Source organism: Maritalea myrionectae, assembly GCF_003433515.1.
In the GTDB taxonomy this organism is placed as follows: Bacteria; Pseudomonadota; Alphaproteobacteria; order Rhizobiales; family Devosiaceae; genus Maritalea; species Maritalea myrionectae.
In genome coordinates this window covers 1,698,588-1,716,294 of the sequence record NZ_CP021330.1, presented here as the reverse complement: position 1 = coordinate 1,716,294, position 17,707 = coordinate 1,698,588, and the positions used below count along the sequence as shown (strand labels likewise).

At 50.8% G+C, this 17,707-nt stretch carries 19 protein-coding genes; 2 read left to right on the top strand and 17 right to left on the bottom strand.

The genetic code is table 11. The features are described from left to right. Window positions 1–85: 85 nt before the first annotated feature. Entirely contained in the window at window positions 86–775 is a 690-nt protein-coding gene (locus MXMO3_RS08615; protein WP_027834247.1) for a hypothetical protein, read from the bottom strand. Between the two features lie 284 nt (window positions 776–1,059). Between MXMO3_RS08615 and MXMO3_RS08610 the strand changes: the two genes are divergently transcribed. Beyond that, window positions 1,060–1,662 carry a recombinase family protein gene (locus tag MXMO3_RS08610; protein ID WP_117395604.1) on the top strand — a complete coding sequence of 201 codons (603 nt, stop codon included), beginning with the start codon at window positions 1,060–1,062 and terminating at the stop codon, window positions 1,660–1,662. Between the two features lie 4 nt (window positions 1,663–1,666). Here the strand turns inward: MXMO3_RS08610 and MXMO3_RS08605 are convergent, their stop codons facing one another. The 13 genes from MXMO3_RS08605 to MXMO3_RS08540 all read right to left on the bottom strand — a co-directional run bounded on the left by MXMO3_RS08605 (window position 1,667) and on the right by MXMO3_RS08540 (window position 12,472). Continuing rightward, window positions 1,667–1,981: a TraR/DksA family transcriptional regulator gene (locus MXMO3_RS08605; protein ID WP_117395603.1), complete on the bottom strand. Its 315-nt coding sequence runs from the start codon at window positions 1,979–1,981 to the stop codon at window positions 1,667–1,669. Window positions 1,982–2,062: 81 nt separating this feature from the next. Further along, entirely contained in the window at window positions 2,063–3,451 is a 1,389-nt protein-coding gene (locus MXMO3_RS08600; RefSeq protein ID WP_117395602.1) for an MATE family efflux transporter, read from the bottom strand. Next, window positions 3,448–4,071 (bottom strand): DUF2239 family protein, encoded by a 624-nt coding sequence (locus MXMO3_RS08595; protein ID WP_117395601.1) that lies wholly within the window; start codon window positions 4,069–4,071, stop codon window positions 3,448–3,450. The genes MXMO3_RS08600 and MXMO3_RS08595 overlap by 4 nt, the downstream gene beginning before the upstream one ends. A 127-nt stretch (window positions 4,072–4,198) precedes the next feature. Then, on the bottom strand, window positions 4,199–5,209 hold the full coding sequence (locus tag MXMO3_RS08590; protein ID WP_027834252.1) for an alpha/beta hydrolase: 1,011 nt from the start codon (window positions 5,207–5,209) through the stop codon (window positions 4,199–4,201). Window positions 5,210–5,282: 73 nt separating this feature from the next. Then, window positions 5,283–6,929, bottom strand: coding sequence for a tetratricopeptide repeat-containing diguanylate cyclase (locus MXMO3_RS08585; protein ID WP_027834253.1), 1,647 nt, complete (start codon window positions 6,927–6,929; stop codon window positions 5,283–5,285). A gap of 299 nt (window positions 6,930–7,228) precedes the next feature. Then, on the bottom strand, window positions 7,229–8,689 hold the full coding sequence (locus MXMO3_RS08580) for a GGDEF domain-containing protein (RefSeq protein WP_117395600.1): 1,461 nt from the start codon (window positions 8,687–8,689) through the stop codon (window positions 7,229–7,231). A 696-nt stretch (window positions 8,690–9,385) separates the two neighbouring features. Further along, the gene (locus MXMO3_RS08570) at window positions 9,386–9,724 is read right to left on the bottom strand and encodes a dATP/dGTP diphosphohydrolase domain-containing protein (RefSeq protein ID WP_117395598.1); all 339 of its coding nucleotides are present in this window, start codon (window positions 9,722–9,724) and stop codon (window positions 9,386–9,388) included. Further along, on the bottom strand, window positions 9,721–10,008 hold the full coding sequence (locus MXMO3_RS08565; RefSeq protein ID WP_117395597.1) for a hypothetical protein: 288 nt from the start codon (window positions 10,006–10,008) through the stop codon (window positions 9,721–9,723). Before MXMO3_RS08565 ends, MXMO3_RS08570 begins: the two co-directional genes overlap by 4 nt. Window positions 10,009–10,030: 22 nt before the next feature. After that, window positions 10,031–11,029 (bottom strand): hypothetical protein, encoded by a 999-nt coding sequence (locus tag MXMO3_RS08560; RefSeq protein ID WP_117395596.1) that lies wholly within the window; start codon window positions 11,027–11,029, stop codon window positions 10,031–10,033. Between the two features lie 9 nt (window positions 11,030–11,038). Further along, complete coding sequence (locus tag MXMO3_RS08555; RefSeq protein ID WP_117395595.1) at window positions 11,039–11,227, bottom strand: hypothetical protein; 189 nt, start codon at window positions 11,225–11,227, stop codon at window positions 11,039–11,041. 20 nt (window positions 11,228–11,247) lie between these two features. Further along, entirely contained in the window at window positions 11,248–11,649 is a 402-nt protein-coding gene (locus MXMO3_RS08550; RefSeq protein ID WP_117395594.1) for a hypothetical protein, read from the bottom strand. Then, on the bottom strand, window positions 11,646–11,843 hold the full coding sequence (locus MXMO3_RS08545; RefSeq protein ID WP_117395593.1) for a hypothetical protein: 198 nt from the start codon (window positions 11,841–11,843) through the stop codon (window positions 11,646–11,648). The genes MXMO3_RS08550 and MXMO3_RS08545 overlap by 4 nt, the downstream gene beginning before the upstream one ends. Then, on the bottom strand, window positions 11,840–12,472 hold the full coding sequence (locus MXMO3_RS08540; protein ID WP_205468001.1) for a glycoside hydrolase family 108 protein: 633 nt from the start codon (window positions 12,470–12,472) through the stop codon (window positions 11,840–11,842). Before MXMO3_RS08540 ends, MXMO3_RS08545 begins: the two co-directional genes overlap by 4 nt. Window positions 12,473–12,615: 143 nt before the next feature. Here MXMO3_RS08540 and MXMO3_RS08535 point away from each other — a divergent pair, with 143 nt between their 5' ends. After that, complete coding sequence (locus MXMO3_RS08535; RefSeq protein ID WP_117395592.1) at window positions 12,616–13,743, top strand: acyltransferase family protein; 1,128 nt, start codon at window positions 12,616–12,618, stop codon at window positions 13,741–13,743. On the opposite strand, the gene MXMO3_RS08530 is transcribed toward MXMO3_RS08535, so the two are convergent. The 3 genes from MXMO3_RS08530 to MXMO3_RS08520 form a co-directional block, all read right to left on the bottom strand. After that, complete coding sequence (locus MXMO3_RS08530) at window positions 13,724–16,012, bottom strand: sialidase family protein (protein WP_117395591.1); 2,289 nt, start codon at window positions 16,010–16,012, stop codon at window positions 13,724–13,726. The two genes, MXMO3_RS08535 and MXMO3_RS08530, sit on opposite strands and share 20 nt — an antisense overlap. A gap of 366 nt (window positions 16,013–16,378) precedes the next feature. Continuing rightward, on the bottom strand, window positions 16,379–16,753 hold the full coding sequence (locus tag MXMO3_RS08525) for a hypothetical protein (RefSeq protein WP_117395590.1): 375 nt from the start codon (window positions 16,751–16,753) through the stop codon (window positions 16,379–16,381). Between the two features lie 118 nt (window positions 16,754–16,871). After that, window positions 16,872–17,690, bottom strand: a complete 819-nt coding sequence (locus MXMO3_RS08520) for a phage antirepressor N-terminal domain-containing protein (RefSeq protein ID WP_117395589.1) — start codon at window positions 17,688–17,690, stop codon at window positions 16,872–16,874. Window positions 17,691–17,707: the final 17 nt, after the last annotated feature.

The window sequence follows — 17,707 nt, the reverse complement described above, 5'->3', positions numbered from 1 at the left end:
CACCCCACCCTGCACAGCGGTCGCACCGTGTTAGATCAGGGAAGGAATCTAACCTTGGGATGGCAATCCGCCGTTGCGTCTCGCGCTAAGCTTGTTGGAACAAGTTCTGCTCGGTGAAATTCAGCGTGATGTCGGTAACACCATCAAACTCCACCTTGTAAGCGTGCGAAGTTTCCTCAATATCGATCACATCGCCTTCGCTATATTTGGCGGACATGATGTAATATTCAGGGTGCGGCGTGAACACATAGTCGATGTTCGGCAGCAACTGCACGGACACAGCAGGCTTCCGGTTCATTGCAATGCCCAATGCCAAATCCATTTGGGCGGAACTTGCCGCCGCATTGGTTGGAATTTTGTCATCAGAATTGGCAGCGATGATGCCCGATGTGGTGTTGCCGGGCACGCCGTCAAAATATGGCGCCCCGTTCGGGAATGTCCCGTCATAGCTCACATTCACCAGGTTGGTATCGTCGACCTTAACCGGAATTTGCGTTGCCGTTTGGAACTTACGCGGGCTGGCGCTTGTGCCTTCCTGCTGCAAATAGCCAGCATTGATTGAATAGTCGATAAACCAATTGAACTGGGAAATGCTGGGGTTGCTCACGCTCCCGCCTGCTGCCGAGCCCACAATCCACGCGAGGGAAATGGGGTCCGTTGAAGGTTTCGACGTTACAGGCATTTTTTGGAACAGCACAAAGGTTTGCAGAAGCGAATTCTGGTTGTTCACTTTCAGTGAGTATTGCGTGCCGAGAGCGGCTGGATCGTTAGACATGATTGTCTCCTTAAAGGTTTTCCGCTTCAGTGTGAGCCGACCACCGACTCACTGTTCTAAAGCGTTCCTTTTCGCGACACGGCGCCGCGGGAAAACAGGCATAAAGCACGCCGCAAGCTGCCCTCGCTAACCCAGCAAACACGTACATAAATAGATAAAATTGATAGGAAAATATTCTTATTTGCCGCTTGACATTATTCAGTCCGCATGGTTTAAAAGGGAACCATTTTAGAACAAAACAAGAACAATTTATAAGCAAAATCAATACTTAACGGGAGGTCACAATGCTGCTTGGCTATGCACGCGTTTCAACCGGAGAGCAAAACGTAGATCTTCAAATTGCTGCACTCAGGAAATGCGGCTGTGACCGCATTTTTTTGGACGAAGGTATTTCTGGAAAAGAGATTTCACGCCCGTCCCTCAACCAGATGCTGAGCGTGCTCCGCCGCGATGACAAGATCATCGTGTGGCGGCTTGATCGGTTGTCCCGATCCCTCTCCGATCTCTTGGGATTGATCAAGGAGCTGGAGGCATTGGGTGCTGGCTTTCAGTCGTTGACCGAACAGATTGACACTTCAACCCCATCAGGAACCTTGATGTTTCATATGCTGGGCGCATTGGCGGAGTTTGAGCGCGCCCTCATCTCCGAACGCACAAAAGCAGGCATGCGTGTCGCACATTTGCGCGGAAAAACTTTGGGCCGCCCTTCATCGCTGTCGTCTGCGCAAATCGCGTTGGCGCAACAGCTAACAAATGAGGGACAGCCCATGCATAAAATCGCCCGTCAGTTTGGCGTCAGTCGATCAACTATCTATCGATCAATCGCGAAGCACAATGCCGCAAATGAAAACCATGCGGACAAAGCCGGTGGCATTTCCGACAGATAGTTGCCTACATGCATTTCTTGCATTTGGTGGCGTATGGGATGACTTCGAGACGCTCGTCAGAAATCTCATCGCCACACTCGACACAAATGCCAAAGGTGCCATTTTCAATGCGCGTTAGCGCGTGTTCAATGTGTTCAAGTTCTTCCTTGCCCGCATTGCCCAGCCCTTCGAGCATTTCATCATCCTCGCGCTCAACCGCGCGTTCTTCTGTATCGGGGCTCGGCTCGTCGTCCAATTGATCTTCGATATTGTGCAAACGCACATCGAGCTCTTTTTGACGCGCCAATAGTTTTTGTTTGTAGGCCTCAATATCTCGCATAGGTCACCTCTTGTTTGGATGACAATAAGTTTGCCATCAAACGGCTTGCGCCAAATTGATCTGGCGCAAGCCCAGCATACATTATGCTTTTACAGGTAAAAACATGCCGAAGCGATAGCCGCGTGTGCGTTGCATGGAAAGAAGCACAATCACGGTCAAGCCAAACATCAGCACATCCCCCACAGGTGATGCCACCCAAACGCCCAATTCTCCCATAAAGCGCGGCATAATCAGCAGGAGCGGCAAGCCAAACAAATAGTTGCGTGAGAGGCCCAAAATCGCCGCCCGCTTCGCATCGCCAATGGCCTGAAAATAGCCTGAGAGCACATTGATCGGCGCCCCGATGAAAAAGAACATCACCAAGATCGGCAAAATCCGAGCAACTTGCGCAATCATCGCCGCATCATCAACAAACACATCCGCAATCGCGCTGGCTTGGGTGATGAAGATGATTTCCATGGTCAGGGCATATAGCACCGCAATGGTAAGAGCCACGCGAATGCTCGCATTCACCCGCTCAGGCAATTGGCCCCCATAATTGTTGCCCACAATGGACTGGAACGCCATAGACACCCCGAGCAGCGGCATGAATGAGAAGGTCATCAACCGGGTGATGATCCCATATGCCCCCACCAATTCCTCATAATTGGCGGTGTCGACGGCCTTCAACATGGCCACCACCATGCCGGCGACGAGCGAAATGGAAAGGAAATTCAAGCTGAGCGGCGCGCCCAGGGCCAGATTTTCTTTGACCAATTTCACAAATACCGACCGCGGCGGTAGGCTGAAGCCCAACTTGGATCCGCCCCGCAAACGAAAGCCCATCAGCAACACCAATGCCAGCAATTGTGCGGCCACGGTTCCCCAAGCAGACCCCGCAACACCCCAGCCCCAAAGGGCAATGAAGATATAGTTGAAGATCATGTTGAATAGGGTCACACCAATCGACATCAGCGCCATCACGCCCATCTTGCCCTCACTCCGCAACGCATCAAATTGCACGGAGAGGATGAACAATAAAGGCGAGGTGAACATCAAGATCGACATATAGGTCCACGCCATGCGGGCCAGTTCATCATTGCCCTCGGTGACCCACGCGACCAAGCGCTCGCCGCCAAACACGAAGAACACCATCAACAAAGCCGCCATGCCGATGCCCAAAATGATGGCAACCGCAAAGCTCTGAGCAGCCCCGTGCAAATCATTGGCACCAAATCGACGCGCCACGATTGAAGCGAAACCATTCGAGATCATATTGCTCATGGCAATAATCAGCATCTGCAGCGGAAACATCATTGTCACCGCGGTCAGCGCCGCCGCCCCGACATAAACGCCCAAAAAGTAGGCATCCACCAAGTTAAACAGGCCATTCACCGCCATAATCAAAACGATGGGCGCAGCTGTTGCCACAAACAGTTTACCCATCGGCTGCGTCAAATATTTATTATCTTCAATAGCTTGCGTAGTCATTTTGACTCACTTTCTTGGGTTTCGGACGCCAAAGAAGGGTCAAATGCCACCTCAGATATTTGCACAATGTGGTGCCGCAACCCTTCGGGCCAGTCCGCAATAATATTGAAAAAATCGTCCTTTTCGGCCGCGAAAAGCGCCCGAATGGCGTCTTCATAATTCGGCAGATCCCCGGCCACCGCTGTCATCAAGCGATAGGTCGATTGTTGAGCGCTACGTTGGGCCGCAAGAGGGTCAGCCGCCTTCATGGCTTCGCCCACCAACCGGCGAAGGGTAACAGACGCCCCACCCCGCTGCTGCGCCAACCACTCCCAATGTTTGGGCAGCAAGGTGACTTCCTTGCTCACCACACCCAACTTGGGACGTCCGGGTTTTTTGACCTTCACTTTTGGCTCGAGCGGCTTTTTTTGCTTTTCGAGGCGTTCAAACACCTCCTCCATGCTGCCACGCAAATCCACCTCAATCGGACGTGAATTCTTGTGGTCGAAGATCAAAATCAGATCATTTGGATGGGCATCATGGTGGCGCTTCACTTCGTGCACCACTTCAGCAAACGCGCCGGTAGCAATCAGCTCCGAGCCGACAAAAGCCGCGCACAATTCGTCAGGTGAATAATACATCACATGTTCCTTTCGTTGGCAGCGTTTTACCCGGGTAATTTTAAAGAGTCAATATTACCCGGGTAAAATTTTAAAATGCAAAAAAACAAGGCCGCCGAAGCGACCTTGATAAATTAATATATATTTCTCAGCTATTTAGCGCCTTCACCAATTGCGGCAGCGATTTATCATAACGATAATCGAGCGAAAAATGATCGTCGGGGAATTCTTCATAGGTGTGCTTAATGCCACCCTTCTTGAGCAATTTATGCATCTGTCGTGCCGGATAGACCATATTGAATCGATCCTGATCGCCACACTCGATCCACAGCATTTTGAGCTTTTTCAGATTATTCCCATATTCCTCAAGCATCACAATCGGATCGTAAGCAGCCCAAGCGGCCCACTTTTCAGAATCCAACTCGCAGGTATGCAGGTCTACAGGCAGGCTCACCCCGCAATACGCATCCGGATCAGGATCATAACTTGCCCCCATGGCCAACAACATCAGCGCATGAATATCGTCTGATTTATAATGTGGCCCCTTCTCGAAGCTTTTCAGGAACTTCTCAAAGCTCATCTCATGTGGTGCCAACGCCCGCAACACTTTGGGCATATCCGGCAAGAATATCCGATCGAACCCCATATCTGCCGAATAAACCCCTGCCACTGACCACACATCAGGATATTTCAACGCATGATACATCGCCCCATAGCCGCCTGACGAGCGACCAAACAGACCGCGACGACCTTCCCCGCCGCATCCGAACTTATCTTCAATTGCAGGCAACATATTCTCGATCAAAAAGTCTTCCCAGCGCCCCATCGCTTTGGAGTTCACATACTGGTTGCCACCAAGCCCGGTAAAACCGTCTGGCATGGCCACGACCACCGGGGGCAATTCACCTTCAGCAATCAAGCGATCCAATCGATGCGGGAGGCTCTCGCCAAAGTTTCGCCAATTTGCGTGCGCCAAACCGCTGCCGGTAAAGCCAGCCAAATCAACGAGTAAGGGGAGGTCTTTGCCATCATGGCCAAAAGGCACATAAACCAGAACATCGCGGTGATCTGCATCGCCCAACATGTTCTCGGCTAATGCGTCGGACTGGATCGTAAGACGGAAGAAATTACCGTCTGGTGTCGTCTTGTTGTAGGGCATAAAAAAACCTTGGATTGAGAGAATTCAGGCAATCCTATCAATCCAAGGTCAAACTACAACCACCGCGGCGGTTTTAGCCCACCACTTTAAGCTCATGCACATCGCGCTCAAGCGCTGAAATGCTGGTGACAACCCGGTTGCGGCCCTTTGCCTTTGCATAAAACAAACGGTTATCCGCTTTCGCAAACACCTCTGCCGGGGACAAACCCGGCTCGGCATGCGCCACACCAATGCTTGCGGTCATCTCCAAACCTTGCGCCAAATCTGCCCAATCAAACTGCTCAACAGCGGCTCGCAACCGCTCGCACACATTATAAATCTGAGTGGGCGTGGAGCTTTTCAGGATCAAGGCAAATTCTTCGCCACCGATCCGGCAAATAAGATCTGTACCGCGACAGCCATTGATCAAGCACTTTGCAACATTGCGCAGCACTTCATCGCCCAAGACATGCGAAAATGCGTCATTTACCGCTTTAAAATGGTCCAGATCGAGCACCGCAATGGCATATTTTGCATTTTGGCGGTTCGACAGCATATCCATATGCTGATCAAATGCGCGGCGGTTGGACAGCCCGGTCAACGGATCGGTCATTGCTTCCTCTTTCAACCGCTCCATATCGCTCGATGCATCTTGCAGCAGCGATTTAACGCGCTCCATTTCTCGATTCAGCTCGTCAACCTTGCCCTGCCAATGGCCTTTTTCCGCCGTGCGACGCCGATATTCATTATGGAATGTCTTATGCATCGCCAAAGCGGACTTGAAGTCCCCAGCAGCTTCATACGCATTGCACAATCGCCGCATTGCATTGGCATAATTGTCTGCGGACGAGATATTCTTGGCTGTCTCAATGGCTTTTTGGCCAGCCTCCAACGCGGCTTCAATATTGCCACGCTTCTGTTCAAGGTCACACACTGTATAATAGAGATGCACCCAGTTCCCCGGTGTCGCAATATCGCTCAAGCTGTACCAGTGTTCGATCCAGCGATCCGCCTCCTCAAAGCGACCAAAGTCAGCCATAAACTCAGCAAGATTGGCCGAGCCAACAAGCTCAACCCGTTTATTGCCCGAGGCATGCGCCAATTCGATCGATTCTCTTGTCTGCTCGAGGCCTTTTTTGAGCTTCGCCTTATGTCCCGCTGTGTCACCCTGCTCCAGCATGATTTCGCCAATGCGGGTATTTAAGAGACCCAGGTGAAGCACCAATGTTGCGGTAACGCGCGGCAAGTTAAACCGATCAGCAATCATGATCGCTTCGTCGAGCATCGCTGCCGCCGCTTCAAATTTATCGCCGAAGATCAATGTAATGGCTTGTAAATCCATCGCCTTGAGCAAAACATCTGTCTGCTCCGGCTCGGTTGCCATGGACGCTGCCCGAGACGCTTCTTCATAACACTCGGAATCCAGGCCCATCTCAATCAACACGTTGGCGTAAACGGCACGCGCCCGCGCTTCCCGCACCTGATCGCCACGCTTCACAACGCGCTGCAAAATGCGCTGAACATATTCAATCGCTTCTTCGGAACGTCCAAGCCAGCCAAGCGCCATCGCGCACTGGATGCCCGCATCGCAAAAAGCGTCTTCATGGGCACCGTCTGCTGCCATCGCAAAAGCTTGCTGCGCCAGCTCAAGCGCGTTTTGAAAATCGCCTATCTGGCCGTACTCAAGCGCATCTGCAAGTATTTGATCAATCTCAACCTGAGTAGTCCGCTGTGCACTCATGAGATAATTGCTCCAATTTCACTCCCTTAAACGTATCGCATGTCAATAAACAACTGCTTAAAAATACGCCTATGGCACGGTACATCGCCGCGCTCTTCTCGTTCTGAAGTGATGGGATAGGCCAAGAACCTCCATTTTTAATAAACCCAGTTATTAAAAATGGAATAGTCACAATGGCAATTTCTTTTCTACCATATATTACAATGGGTTAGAAAAGCGCATTCGCTCAATGGTAGGCTAGAAAATCAGAAAGGATTAATTAACCCACATACAACTTAACGCCAGCACCAAGTCGTGATTTAGGCGGTTGCCGCCAAATCATCATCCTTGCGAGCAGCGTGGCAAGCTTGGCCACGACCATTGGACTTCGCCCGATAGAGCGCCTCGTCCGCACTGCGGATCACAGTCTTCGCCGTCATTGCATCATCAGGCCACCACGCAACGCCAATGCTGGCACCAACCGCTGCTCGGCCATTGTCGAACACTACATCCTGACAAACGCTATCGATAAGGTTGTCACAAAGCATCATCACGCTTTCTTCGTCCAAGCCATCGCGCAATAGAATAATGAACTCGTCACCGCCCACGCGTGCGGCCATGCCTTTATCACCGATAATATCTGCAACCCGCCCTGCAACCGTTCGAATCACCGCATCACCGGCCGGATGTCCGTAGGTGTCGTTTACAAGTTTGAACTTATCCAGATCCATGCACAAAATCGCACAACGGTCTAACGCCCCTTCCGCAATGATCACATCCAACTCATTGTCGAACTGCAAACGGTTGGGCAAACCAGTCAATGCATCATGCTGGGCCAGAAAACGGTTCTTAGCCTCGCTTGTCTGCACTTTGTGTGCCACACGCCCGTAGAGCAGCGCGATCACGCCTAGCCCCACCGCAATCGCACCCAGGATAGACAAGAAAACAGGCAAAACATGGTTCCATATGGTTTGTGACGGTTGGGCCACATTCCATGTGGCCACCATCGGCGTTTCGGCTGATCCCCCAATCACAAGCGCAGTCGCCTGCGGCGAAGCGCTGCTGGCAGGCTGAATGTTGAAGTCATTCAATCCGAGTTGCGCGGAAATATCACCAAATAGCTCAGTGGATAGCGTATCAAAGGTCAACAGAATTCTAGGGTTGCCGTCGGGAACAGCAAGCTCAAAATCTGGCACAACAGCCTGCGCCACAACAATACCGACCTGTCCCTCAACAATACGGTAATCTGCGGCGTAAAGCGGCTTGTCCCCATAGATCGGGTCACCAAAGGTGGCAAAACCATCACCACGCGCCTTGCGCAACGCAAAATAGCGGTCACGCGCCTCAACGATCAAATCCTGCTGGGCATCAATCAATGCTTGCGCGTCGGTTGGCGCCATCAACTCCCCTTCAAAAATGAACAGCTGCGGCATCCCGTTTTCGTCGACCAGCGCGGCCTGGGGCACATCATTGTCTTCCCAAAACCATTCCTGCATTTCGTCCTCGACGAATTCCAGGTCAATTTCGTCGCCATAAACCGCCTCAACAGCGTCATCCCAATAAGAGACCTCAGCTTGCACCGATGCGCTGTACTGTTCTTGCAAGAGCACTTCATTGCGCACAAGGTGGCTTTCGCCATCCCATTGCACCTTATTGGCAACGTTTCCAGCAACATTCAAAATGTAAAAGTTGGAAAAGGCGAACGCCAAGACAATCAAACCGCTGATGGCATAAATACCCATCGCAAGATTAAACTTCCGCACAAGATTACCAATAAACATGCTCACCCCCGATACCAATTTGGCGGCACTATAGGGTGGCAACCTTGAATCTTTGGCTAAGCAAACTGGTTGTTAAAGACTTAACAATAGCTAGACGTTCGCAGTGCCGACTGGTGCACTTGCGCATAAATGTCCAACAAATATTTGACGCGGCGCGAACGCAACAAGCGTTTCAACGAAAGCTAAACGGCACAAAAGCAGCACTACACATGTAAGGGAGTTTGGAGCGGGTAGCGGGCTACGCATAACGACAAAAGCCCTTAAAATTCAATGGCAGGGTGTCCCACATTGTTTACAAACCGCCCATAATGGAATCAATCGGTTAGATTAAAGGTGTCCCACGAAATCCGACGTGTGATATGATCGATTCATGAAACCCGCTTGGCACCACAAACCCGACTCCTACGAATGGCACGAGCCTAATATGCGCAATGTCTTTTTTGGTGATGCGGTTATAGGTAGGGTTACCCGCGCCGAACATGGGCCAAGAGAAGGCAAATGGAAATGGAACGGTAGATGGGGTGGCCTGGTGGATGGTCGCCCCGTCGCGAACTCTGGTGAGTGCGACAGTTTAGAGGAGGCTCTTGTAGCTTTAAGGGCGTGCGCGGTTAGAACGGCACAAAATCACCCGAACATTATGCGTCAAGCTGTAGGTGATGTCGCAGATCATCTTATATAATGTGCCGCCCCGGTCTGCTAATCGCCGAGACGATCATCTTCACCGATGCCGCGCTCCTCATAGGCAATGAGAAAAGCAATGCAGCAGCCAGCGTGCCAAAGGTGAGAATATCCGGTCTCAGCGTCCACATCGCCAAACAGGAAACTTCGTGTTGTTGGGCCTTTACCTGCCCACCAAGCCCACATATGGCGCATTAAAGCGCCAAATACGCGACCCCAACTCATTCCCTGCTCCCAATTCCGGGCCGCGTACTTTTCAGCACCAAAGCCTAAAACCTGAGAAACACCAAACAACAGTTCAGGGGGCAGCAAATCCATGCGAGGCTTGCCGCCGTCGTCTTTACGTCCTTCGCTCATGAATCAATGGTCTCCAGCTTCTTTGCAATGCGCAGGGGTTGCGGGATAACGCATAGGGTGCCATCATCCAATTCAACAACCGGGGTCATGAATACACCGCCTTTAAAGGCATAGATCAGCAGGCCCGCCATGTTTTTGGCGTATGAGGCGGTATTAATCAGATCCAAATACTCGCCGCCCGACTCTCGCAGGTTTTTAACCGCTGCATCGAAGGTCAAGCATGATTGAGCGCTTGCGGGCAGACATAAAAAAAGCGCCATCAAAGCGCCAATAAGCCATTTCATTTGAGGTCTCCTATATGTTGCGTTAGTCGCCGTATTTTTCTTCAAGCTCAAGCATTGACCAGGACCGAGCGCTTTCAATCTGCCCGTCTCGAATGGTCAACTCATTGCAGCGATAGGTCCAGCCTGTGGTGGATACGCCAGCATATTTCTTGATGTAGCCTTGGGGCATGGAGCAGCCAGTGTTAAAAACCTGAATGCCGTTACCGATGCCGATCTTTGGGCGGTTGAGAAACTCGCCTTTGTGGGTATGCGACCACACAACCGAAAACGTGGAGTGGTTGGCGATCATGTTTGACGGGTTTTGGCCTGTATATTCGCGCCCGGCCGCATTGATGGGAACATGGGTAAAGCCCACGCCGCCCAAGAATATCCATTCTTTGTATTGCTTTACAGACCAGCCGAAACGGGCATAGATTTGATCGATCGCGCCTGTAAAAACGCCCTGTGCACTGGGGTTGTTGTTTTCGAATCGGTCCGCGCGATATTCATGATTGCCTTTTAGCCGCTCACGCGGAATGTCCGAACCGTCCGGGGCATCTTTATCGAAAGCCGCTTCGGCCTCTTCGAGACTTTCCATTTCACGCCGAAACGCTGGACGCTCAAAATCGTCGGCTGAACCGGGAACCGCATAATTGCTCAAACTGTCTAGGTCGCAGTCATCACCAAGCCTCACAATGTAGTCTGGTCGCAGATCAGAGGCCAGCCGCCCCATATGGAGATAGCGCGACTTATCTGGGATCAAGGGGCTATCATGAGAGCATCCAAAGACCATCACCCGGATAGCTTCGCCATGGCTTGCGGGCTGTGGCACATAGGTCGATCGGGCTGGAACCCTAATGCGAGGCTTTGCTGGCGTCAGGTTGGGTAGAAAGCCGTTGGCATGTGCACGCCCCAATCGATCCTTGAAAGTGCTTCGCGGCATATCGGAATCCCGTGCCGCCGCTGTAATATTGCCGTGGTTTCGCGCGTATGCATCCACCGCTTGCTGCATTTGCTCACGGGTCAAACCGGGGTTGGCCATAAGAGCCCCCTATTTCTTGTGATTTTTAAAATCTTCGCGCAGTTTTTTGTTGCGCAAATAGAGGTTATAGACCGTGAACCAAACCACGATCAGACTTCCCACACCCAGCAGGATTTGATTGGCTCCCACCAGTAAATCAAGCCATCTAGCTGACAAGATGCCAAGTGCCGCGATCATGGTTTGCCCTGCTTCTTTCATAGTGAAATGTCCCGTATTTGTCATTTGCGCCTCGCCATGTAAGCGATGGTGCCGGAGGCTATTTTTGCGATCCCTAATCCCGTGGAAACACCGAAAAATGAGAGCAAGATAGTGCTTTGATGTGAGGCGAAAGGTTCAGGGAACTTGTCAACCGCCCACCCCAACTTGAATTGTGTGTCCATCCAAATGGACCAAAGATGCGCAACATACGGAAACACGATAAGGAATGTGATCACGCGCATTTCCCAAAATGTGGCGGTGGCCTGCCGGACTTCTCTACGGCTTTTGCGCTCATCCGCATTTTCTTTATGCAACGTTTTCTGTTCGTCGCTCATTGCGGCGTAGCGATCTTGCCGTTTCTGTTCGAGATAGTCCTTCCAACCACCCGCGAGAAACTTTATGATCATGAGTATCAGCTTCATGACTTCTTACCCGCTGGTGTGTTTGTCACTTCACGCAACAGCCCATAAATTACGGGATAGGCGAAGATCACCCAATTTTTCCAATCAGGCCCCAAAGCGTTGCCCAAAAGGCCGGGGTCGATTAGCTCTAAAAATGCCAGCGTGACGCCAGCCAATGAAACAAGGCGCGTGCGCCAGCCCTTCAAAAAAGTCATTTTTTGCCCCAATTCAGAATGGTGTTGATGATGAAAGTGAGAAAGCGCATCAGCGGGCTATCCTTTGCAGCCTGTGGCCGTTCTGGTGGTGTGGGTGCTGTAGACACATCAGCCCAAGCCAATGCATCACGGCGCACACCTGAGACACGCCGAGACCAGCCCTTGCCAAATACAGACCAGTGCCGTAGCCGTTTCAAAAAGCGCATGCGGTCATCACACATTTTATTTATGAGCCGCTTGGTGTTTGCTTTGGAAACTGCTTCGAGCGTGACTGGGCCGATAACTCCATCGTCCGCAACCCCAAGAACACGCTGCAAAGCAATCGCCGCCCGCGACCAGCCAGAATTAACCGCGAAGTCAAAGACGCAATAATCAAGGCCCGATGGCAGATCATCACCACGCACCTTATCCCAATACCGTGCCTTATAGATTTGGCGCACTTCATCAGCCGAAATGTTTTTGACTTCCGACTTAGGCAGTTGCCGCCAGTCTTTGAGACCTCGCCACCGCGCAAGCGTCTTTCTGGTAATGCCTTGGTTGGTCGCACCGCCTGGGTCAGACGGATGATCGACATAACCGCCCTCGTGCTTAAGAACGAGCTTAAGAGCTGCTGCAAAATTGCGCTGCATAATATTCTCCGAGTTGATTGATTTAGTCGCTGCGTATCTGCTTGAAGTAAAACGCAGCCTCCTTAGGATGGCCGCACCCAATGATTAACATTTGTTAGCGGCCCGCTAGACACTGGGATCTCTATTGTGTATAGAACCCGCCCATGAACACGGTTCCCGCATTGCGCTTAAAATCAATGGACGGTATTCGAGGGCTTCTTGCTCTTGTCGTCGCGTTTGGGCATACATACGCCACCTTTGTGGGCAAATGGCTCCCCGCTCCTATTCCTAATTTCAGCTTTGCGGTGGACTTGTTTTTCATACTCTCTGGCATGGTGCTATTTCATTCGTACCGAACCAAAAAATTCACCTACACTCAGTTTTTCGCCAACCGCCTGTTTCGGCTTATACCCATGCTATATTTCAGCATTGCTCTGGTCTTTTTGGCCTTTATCGTGACAAGAGGTGAACTTTTCCCAACTTGGCTGGAAGCGGGTAAGCATTTCAATTTTGCGCTGATTGGCGAACTAACTCTGACCTCAGAATTGTTCGTCCCGCCCCCAGGCCACATTAACCCGCCTGCGTGGTCGATCTCGGTGGAAATATTTGCCGTATCAGTGACTGTACTTTGTGCCATCGCTATTTTTCGCGCCGTTAAAACGCGACTGCTTACCCTGATCGGGTGCGCGGTTATGATCGCACTGTTCTACTGGATTTTGGGGAAAACAAACATTTCAATGGCGCGTGGTTTCATGGGAAGTATTGCTGGCATAATCGCCTATGTCTTGCTTGTTGATCTTAAGATAAATAAATTCGCAGTGCTGTCAGCATCAACCGCCGCGATCATAATCACGATAGCGTTTCTAGTTATAGAGCGTCCCATTATGGAGCTTTCCCTGTTGAGCAATAAGGCTGGGTTTATCCCAAGCGTTATTGACGAATATTTAGTTGTGATGTTGGCGGCAGGAGTATGCTATATGGTCCTTATATCACAACCCAACTTGTGGGATAGGGTTTTTGAAGCCCCCGCGATTTCCTATTTGGGTAAGGTTTCATACAGCATTTACCTGCTTCATATGCCAGCTGTGTTTCTTTTGCTGCCTCTACGACAAGACGGTGCCGTGGTGCAGAACCTTTTCGTCGCGGCGGCGGCGCTCGGCCTTACGGTGATAGCCAGCGGGATCACCTTCCGGTTTATCGAAACGCCTTTCATCCTGTTAGGTCGGAAGATTTTGCGCGCACCCTTGCCAGTAACTGCCCAACCTAAGATTATCAACTCTCGTCAATGCTGACCTCAAGGTTGGCGAAAATGGCCGACCCTAAACGGTTTTCGACCGCAAGTTTTCTGGTTGAGGTGTCGAGGAAAAGAGTGATTTGACCATCGGTTCCTGTCGTTCCGGCTGGGGTACCGGTTGTTGTCGTCATGCTAGATCCAGCGGCCCCCTCTTCAATTGATACAATTTCAGATGTACCTGTTGTCTCCCAAGCAAAATGTATCCAACGCCCTATTCCTCCCGCCATTAAAAAGCCTGTTCCACCGCTATTGATGGGCAGAGGAATGGTGGTGGCGAACTCATCATCTTCAATGCGCAATCTGCTAAAAGGTTTTCGCGTATATCGTGCGATCTCCGAGGAAATATCGACTTTTTTTGTCTCAACTTGCGCTTGGTAATAAAATAGCGTTTCTCGACCATATGCGAGTAGAGCCAATCCGCTTTCAGGGTTTACCCACATAGATGGGTATCCGGCCAATGAATTTTCACCACCAGGTGCAGAATAGCCAGAAAGCATTTCAGTACTGTCTACCAGCACTTTTTCGTGCGACCAATTGGTTGCCGCTGATATAGCGTCATCCGCACGAGCAAACCGAAAGCACATGGAATTTACGTTTGGTGCGGGGGCACTAACTGTTTCCCGCGCCATATAGACAAGGGCAAGATACGTCTTTCCGCCGACAAATACTGTCGTCAGATCGTGGCTTTGATAACCCCCTGAAACTGTAAGGTTTGTTTGACCTTGATTGGTCCAGTTTGCACCACCGTCTACCGTTTTCAATTGCAACATTGATCCTGTTACACCGTCTATTCGGACCATTGCAATCCAGTTTAGCTCGTCAATGATTGCCACGGTGACCTCTGAATATTGAGTTGCTCCATCAGTAACGAGCAGTTTTGATACCCAGTTATCGCCATCGTCATCAGAATACATGACAAATGACTCATCACCATCGTAAGCCCCCACGACTAACCGCCCCGAAGGGGTGCGCTGGACTTTTCCAAAAAATTCAACAACGCCGGGTACATCGCCAGTGATCGTAATGGTGGTGTCATCTGCATCCCATGTGATGCCGTCGTAGGACTTTCTCATCACTGGTGTCCATGGACCTGATCCGATCACCAGCTTGTTGCACAGCGCTATAAAACTCAGGTCTTGTAGTGTACCAAGCGCGGGCCAATAGTAAACAGTATCCCCAGCGCCGATCCCGTCAAAGATATCAATCTTGGCGGACCAGCTTTGTCCCCCGTCTGTCGAATACCTGTAGGACACATTTTGCGGGACCAGCTTAAAACCAACTTTGATATTACCAGCGGTATCTCCGTCAACTGTCACTTGGGTTACATCTTCAAAAACCTTCGTGGTAGCCACGCCGGAAGCTCCAGCTGTTGGCCCGGAAATCGCTTCGGAGTCCACCGACCCTCCTACGGTGCCATACACCGTAAAAGTTCGGGCGCTGTCATCCGCATCGGAGATAACCTCGACTTCGGTTGCAGCGGGGGGCGTTGCCGCTCCACCGGATGCATATGTACCATCTATTGTGAGATTTTGTGTGCCGCCAGCCGCTGGCTGCTGCGAGGCGCTAACGCCTTCATGCTCCCCGCTGTCATGTTGATTGCCATACTTATACAGCACTCCTAAAATATTTCGGCCGCACGCCAAGACCGGGAAGTGCGCATAAGTGTAAATGCCAGCGCCGCTTTCGGGTGTGCTTGATCCGAAGGGTACTTGATACCATGGCGCACTGCGGTCGATCTGCATTACGGTGCGGGCCTGTGCAGGTGTCAAATCCTCTGGTGATCCCGTGCCAGCCGTTGTGCGACCCTTAATTGTTTGAGTCTCCATATCAGCTAGCTTGGCGTTTGTTACGCTGTTGTCAGCAAGCTTTGCAGTCGTAACCTCCCCATCCCCGATTTCGGGCGTGGATTCAGAGATTGCAATGTCAGTAGTGCCAACAACGATAGGATTGTTAGCGGTAACAACAAAAACTGTGTCGCCGTTCGCCGTGCCATCGGTCACATAGGCTAACGTTCCTTTTTGGACATCATTCGAGTTTTTGAAGTCTTTGGCGCGGCGCCAATCTGTGGTTGACGCAACGTAGATCCCATTTTGCGAAGCATCCGTTTGGTCTTTGACTAGAACTCGATCATCCGCAACAACAGAAACCCCATCTATGGTCTGCTCACCGCTCAATGAAATGTTGGCCGTTGTGGCAGCCCTACACGGCCCTTTAAGGGCTGTTGCTGCGCTTAATCCATCGGTTCTGTTAATTTGTACGCTTGCCATTCAAGCCCCCATTAAAAAACCCCGCCAAAAGTTGACGGGGTCGCATATCGCTTTGATGTTATTGTCGTTTAGAACTTAAGTGAGATCCGGCGAAGGTCGCTCAACTGGTCCCGTCTGCGGCTTCGGCGTTTCGGGCTTTTCCAGGTCAGGCGATGGTCGCTCCGGCTTAGATGTCAACTTCCCTGTTGACTGGCATCCCGTCAGGGTAAGCGCAGCAACCGCGAGCAATGTTGTTATTAAAGTTCTCATGCCGCCTCCTCAGCCAAATCAGTGGTTTCCGAGATGAGCCGATCGATAAAGCTTTCCAACTGCTTGGCGTTCAAGCCTTTGAGAAAGCGTTCAAATTCTTCGTCTGTCATGTTGCACCTATGCCGCAATTTGTGTCGCTCGATCTAACTCAACTGTGAGCGCGATTAGCTCTTGCGTTGTCTCGCCGCAGCGCAGCGCATAACCAAGCACTACCTCGCGGCGAATACCGGCCTCTGTGTCGCTTTCCGGTTTGTCGCGTTTGAGCATTTCATTGCGAATTTCTTGGCAGCGCCATGTGAAGGCTTCGGCTTGCTCATTAACCCAGTCGCCAACTTTGCTATCAATATCGCAGTTTGGCGATCCCATAACGCCTTGCAGGGCCAGATCAGCGGCTTGTGCTGCGGCATATGCGATCCCAAGCTCTGGAATTGACAGTGTAGATAAATCTAGTGGCAAAAGTGATCGTGTCTTGTTATTAACGGTATTAGCCATGCGGCCCTCCTCTATAGGTCCGTTGCGGTTAGGCGTGGCGGGTGGTTCCAACACCCGTCATTGCCGTTTTATATTTCCCCCATTGGGGTATACTCTTGAATTAAGTAGCGTTTTAAGGCTACTTGCCGCCTTGTAAGAGCTGCAAACTTGGCTGACCACGCTTTTCAGCAATATAATCACTGATCAATTTGCGACCGCCGCTTGCCAACCAATCTTTGGTGGTTAGCTTGTCAAAAACACGTACCGAGGCCATATGACCGTAATCTCGTGCCTTTATCGGGATGCCACGTTCATTGTGGTAACGCGCTAATCTGTTCGAGATGTATGTGCCAAGTCCGCGCAAGCCTGTGCGATCATGTAAGTTGATCATTGCGTAAATGTCGTAGGTCGTTACACCATAAACTATGCCGATCTCTTTCGATGCTAGTTGCTGCTCAACCAACAACGGCACCACCTCATTCATGGCTTTATTAAGGACGCGTTTGAACATACCACCAAGGTTGTTCATAACTTTTGGGTCAAGATCAGTGATAACACCGTCAAGATCACCCTTGATTGCGATCCCTTGATGCCAATAGGAGTAAAGGGCTTCCGCAGATTCCTCTTGATAAAGTTCAATCCGCTGACGCTTTTGTTTGTCTTTGATCTTGTTCGGGTTGATCGAAGCCAACCACAGATTCAGCTTTTTAATTGGAATTGACAACATCTTGATATAATTGCCATTTCTGCCAGTCGTACGGATATCCGTACAGTTGAACTTGTTAGATTGCGCTCGAATTTTGTCACGTTGACCACCCCAAGAAAGCCCAAGGTTTTCAACAATAGGACGCATCGCAACATGTGGCTGTCCGTCAAGTTCAAAAGTTGTGATCTGATCACCGTGAAAATTCATAACTTGCAGATCAGTTGATTGTGCATTATTTGTTTGTAGGTCCATGCGGCATGTCCTTTCAT

What these genes read in the sequence shown, in the direction of transcription:
- MXMO3_RS08550 (WP_117395594.1), bottom strand. Translation starts at nt 11,649, where the DNA reads ATGAAGCTGATACTCATGATCATAAAGTTTCTCGCGGGTGGTTGGAAG.
- MXMO3_RS08545 (WP_117395593.1), bottom strand. Translation starts at nt 11,843, where the DNA reads ATGACTTTTTTGAAGGGCTGGCGCACGCGCCTTGTTTCATTGGCTGGC.
- MXMO3_RS08530 (WP_117395591.1), bottom strand. Translation starts at nt 16,012, where the DNA reads ATGGCAAGCGTACAAATTAACAGAACCGATGGATTAAGCGCAGCAACA.
- MXMO3_RS08560 (WP_117395596.1), bottom strand. Translation starts at nt 11,029, where the DNA reads ATGGCCAACCCCGGTTTGACCCGTGAGCAAATGCAGCAAGCGGTGGAT.
- MXMO3_RS08595 (WP_117395601.1), bottom strand. Translation starts at nt 4,071, where the DNA reads ATGTATTATTCACCTGACGAATTGTGCGCGGCTTTTGTCGGCTCGGAG.
- MXMO3_RS08520 (WP_117395589.1), bottom strand. Translation starts at nt 17,690, where the DNA reads ATGGACCTACAAACAAATAATGCACAATCAACTGATCTGCAAGTTATG.
- MXMO3_RS08615 (WP_027834247.1), bottom strand. Translation starts at nt 775, where the DNA reads ATGTCTAACGATCCAGCCGCTCTCGGCACGCAATACTCACTGAAAGTG.
- MXMO3_RS08605 (WP_117395603.1), bottom strand. Translation starts at nt 1,981, where the DNA reads ATGCGAGATATTGAGGCCTACAAACAAAAACTATTGGCGCGTCAAAAA.
- MXMO3_RS08540 (WP_205468001.1), bottom strand. Translation starts at nt 12,472, where the DNA reads ATGCAGCGCAATTTTGCAGCAGCTCTTAAGCTCGTTCTTAAGCACGAG.
- MXMO3_RS08555 (WP_117395595.1), bottom strand. Translation starts at nt 11,227, where the DNA reads ATGAAAGAAGCAGGGCAAACCATGATCGCGGCACTTGGCATCTTGTCA.
- MXMO3_RS08580 (WP_117395600.1), bottom strand. Translation starts at nt 8,689, where the DNA reads ATGTTTATTGGTAATCTTGTGCGGAAGTTTAATCTTGCGATGGGTATT.
- MXMO3_RS08570 (WP_117395598.1), bottom strand. Translation starts at nt 9,724, where the DNA reads ATGAGCGAAGGACGTAAAGACGACGGCGGCAAGCCTCGCATGGATTTG.
- MXMO3_RS08565 (WP_117395597.1), bottom strand. Translation starts at nt 10,008, where the DNA reads ATGAAATGGCTTATTGGCGCTTTGATGGCGCTTTTTTTATGTCTGCCC.
- MXMO3_RS08610 (WP_117395604.1), top strand. Translation starts at nt 1,060, where the DNA reads ATGCTGCTTGGCTATGCACGCGTTTCAACCGGAGAGCAAAACGTAGAT.
- MXMO3_RS08590 (WP_027834252.1), bottom strand. Translation starts at nt 5,209, where the DNA reads ATGCCCTACAACAAGACGACACCAGACGGTAATTTCTTCCGTCTTACG.
- MXMO3_RS08585 (WP_027834253.1), bottom strand. Translation starts at nt 6,929, where the DNA reads ATGAGTGCACAGCGGACTACTCAGGTTGAGATTGATCAAATACTTGCA.
- MXMO3_RS08525 (WP_117395590.1), bottom strand. Translation starts at nt 16,753, where the DNA reads ATGGCTAATACCGTTAATAACAAGACACGATCACTTTTGCCACTAGAT.
- MXMO3_RS08535 (WP_117395592.1), top strand. Translation starts at nt 12,616, where the DNA reads ATGAACACGGTTCCCGCATTGCGCTTAAAATCAATGGACGGTATTCGA.
- MXMO3_RS08600 (WP_117395602.1), bottom strand. Translation starts at nt 3,451, where the DNA reads ATGACTACGCAAGCTATTGAAGATAATAAATATTTGACGCAGCCGATG.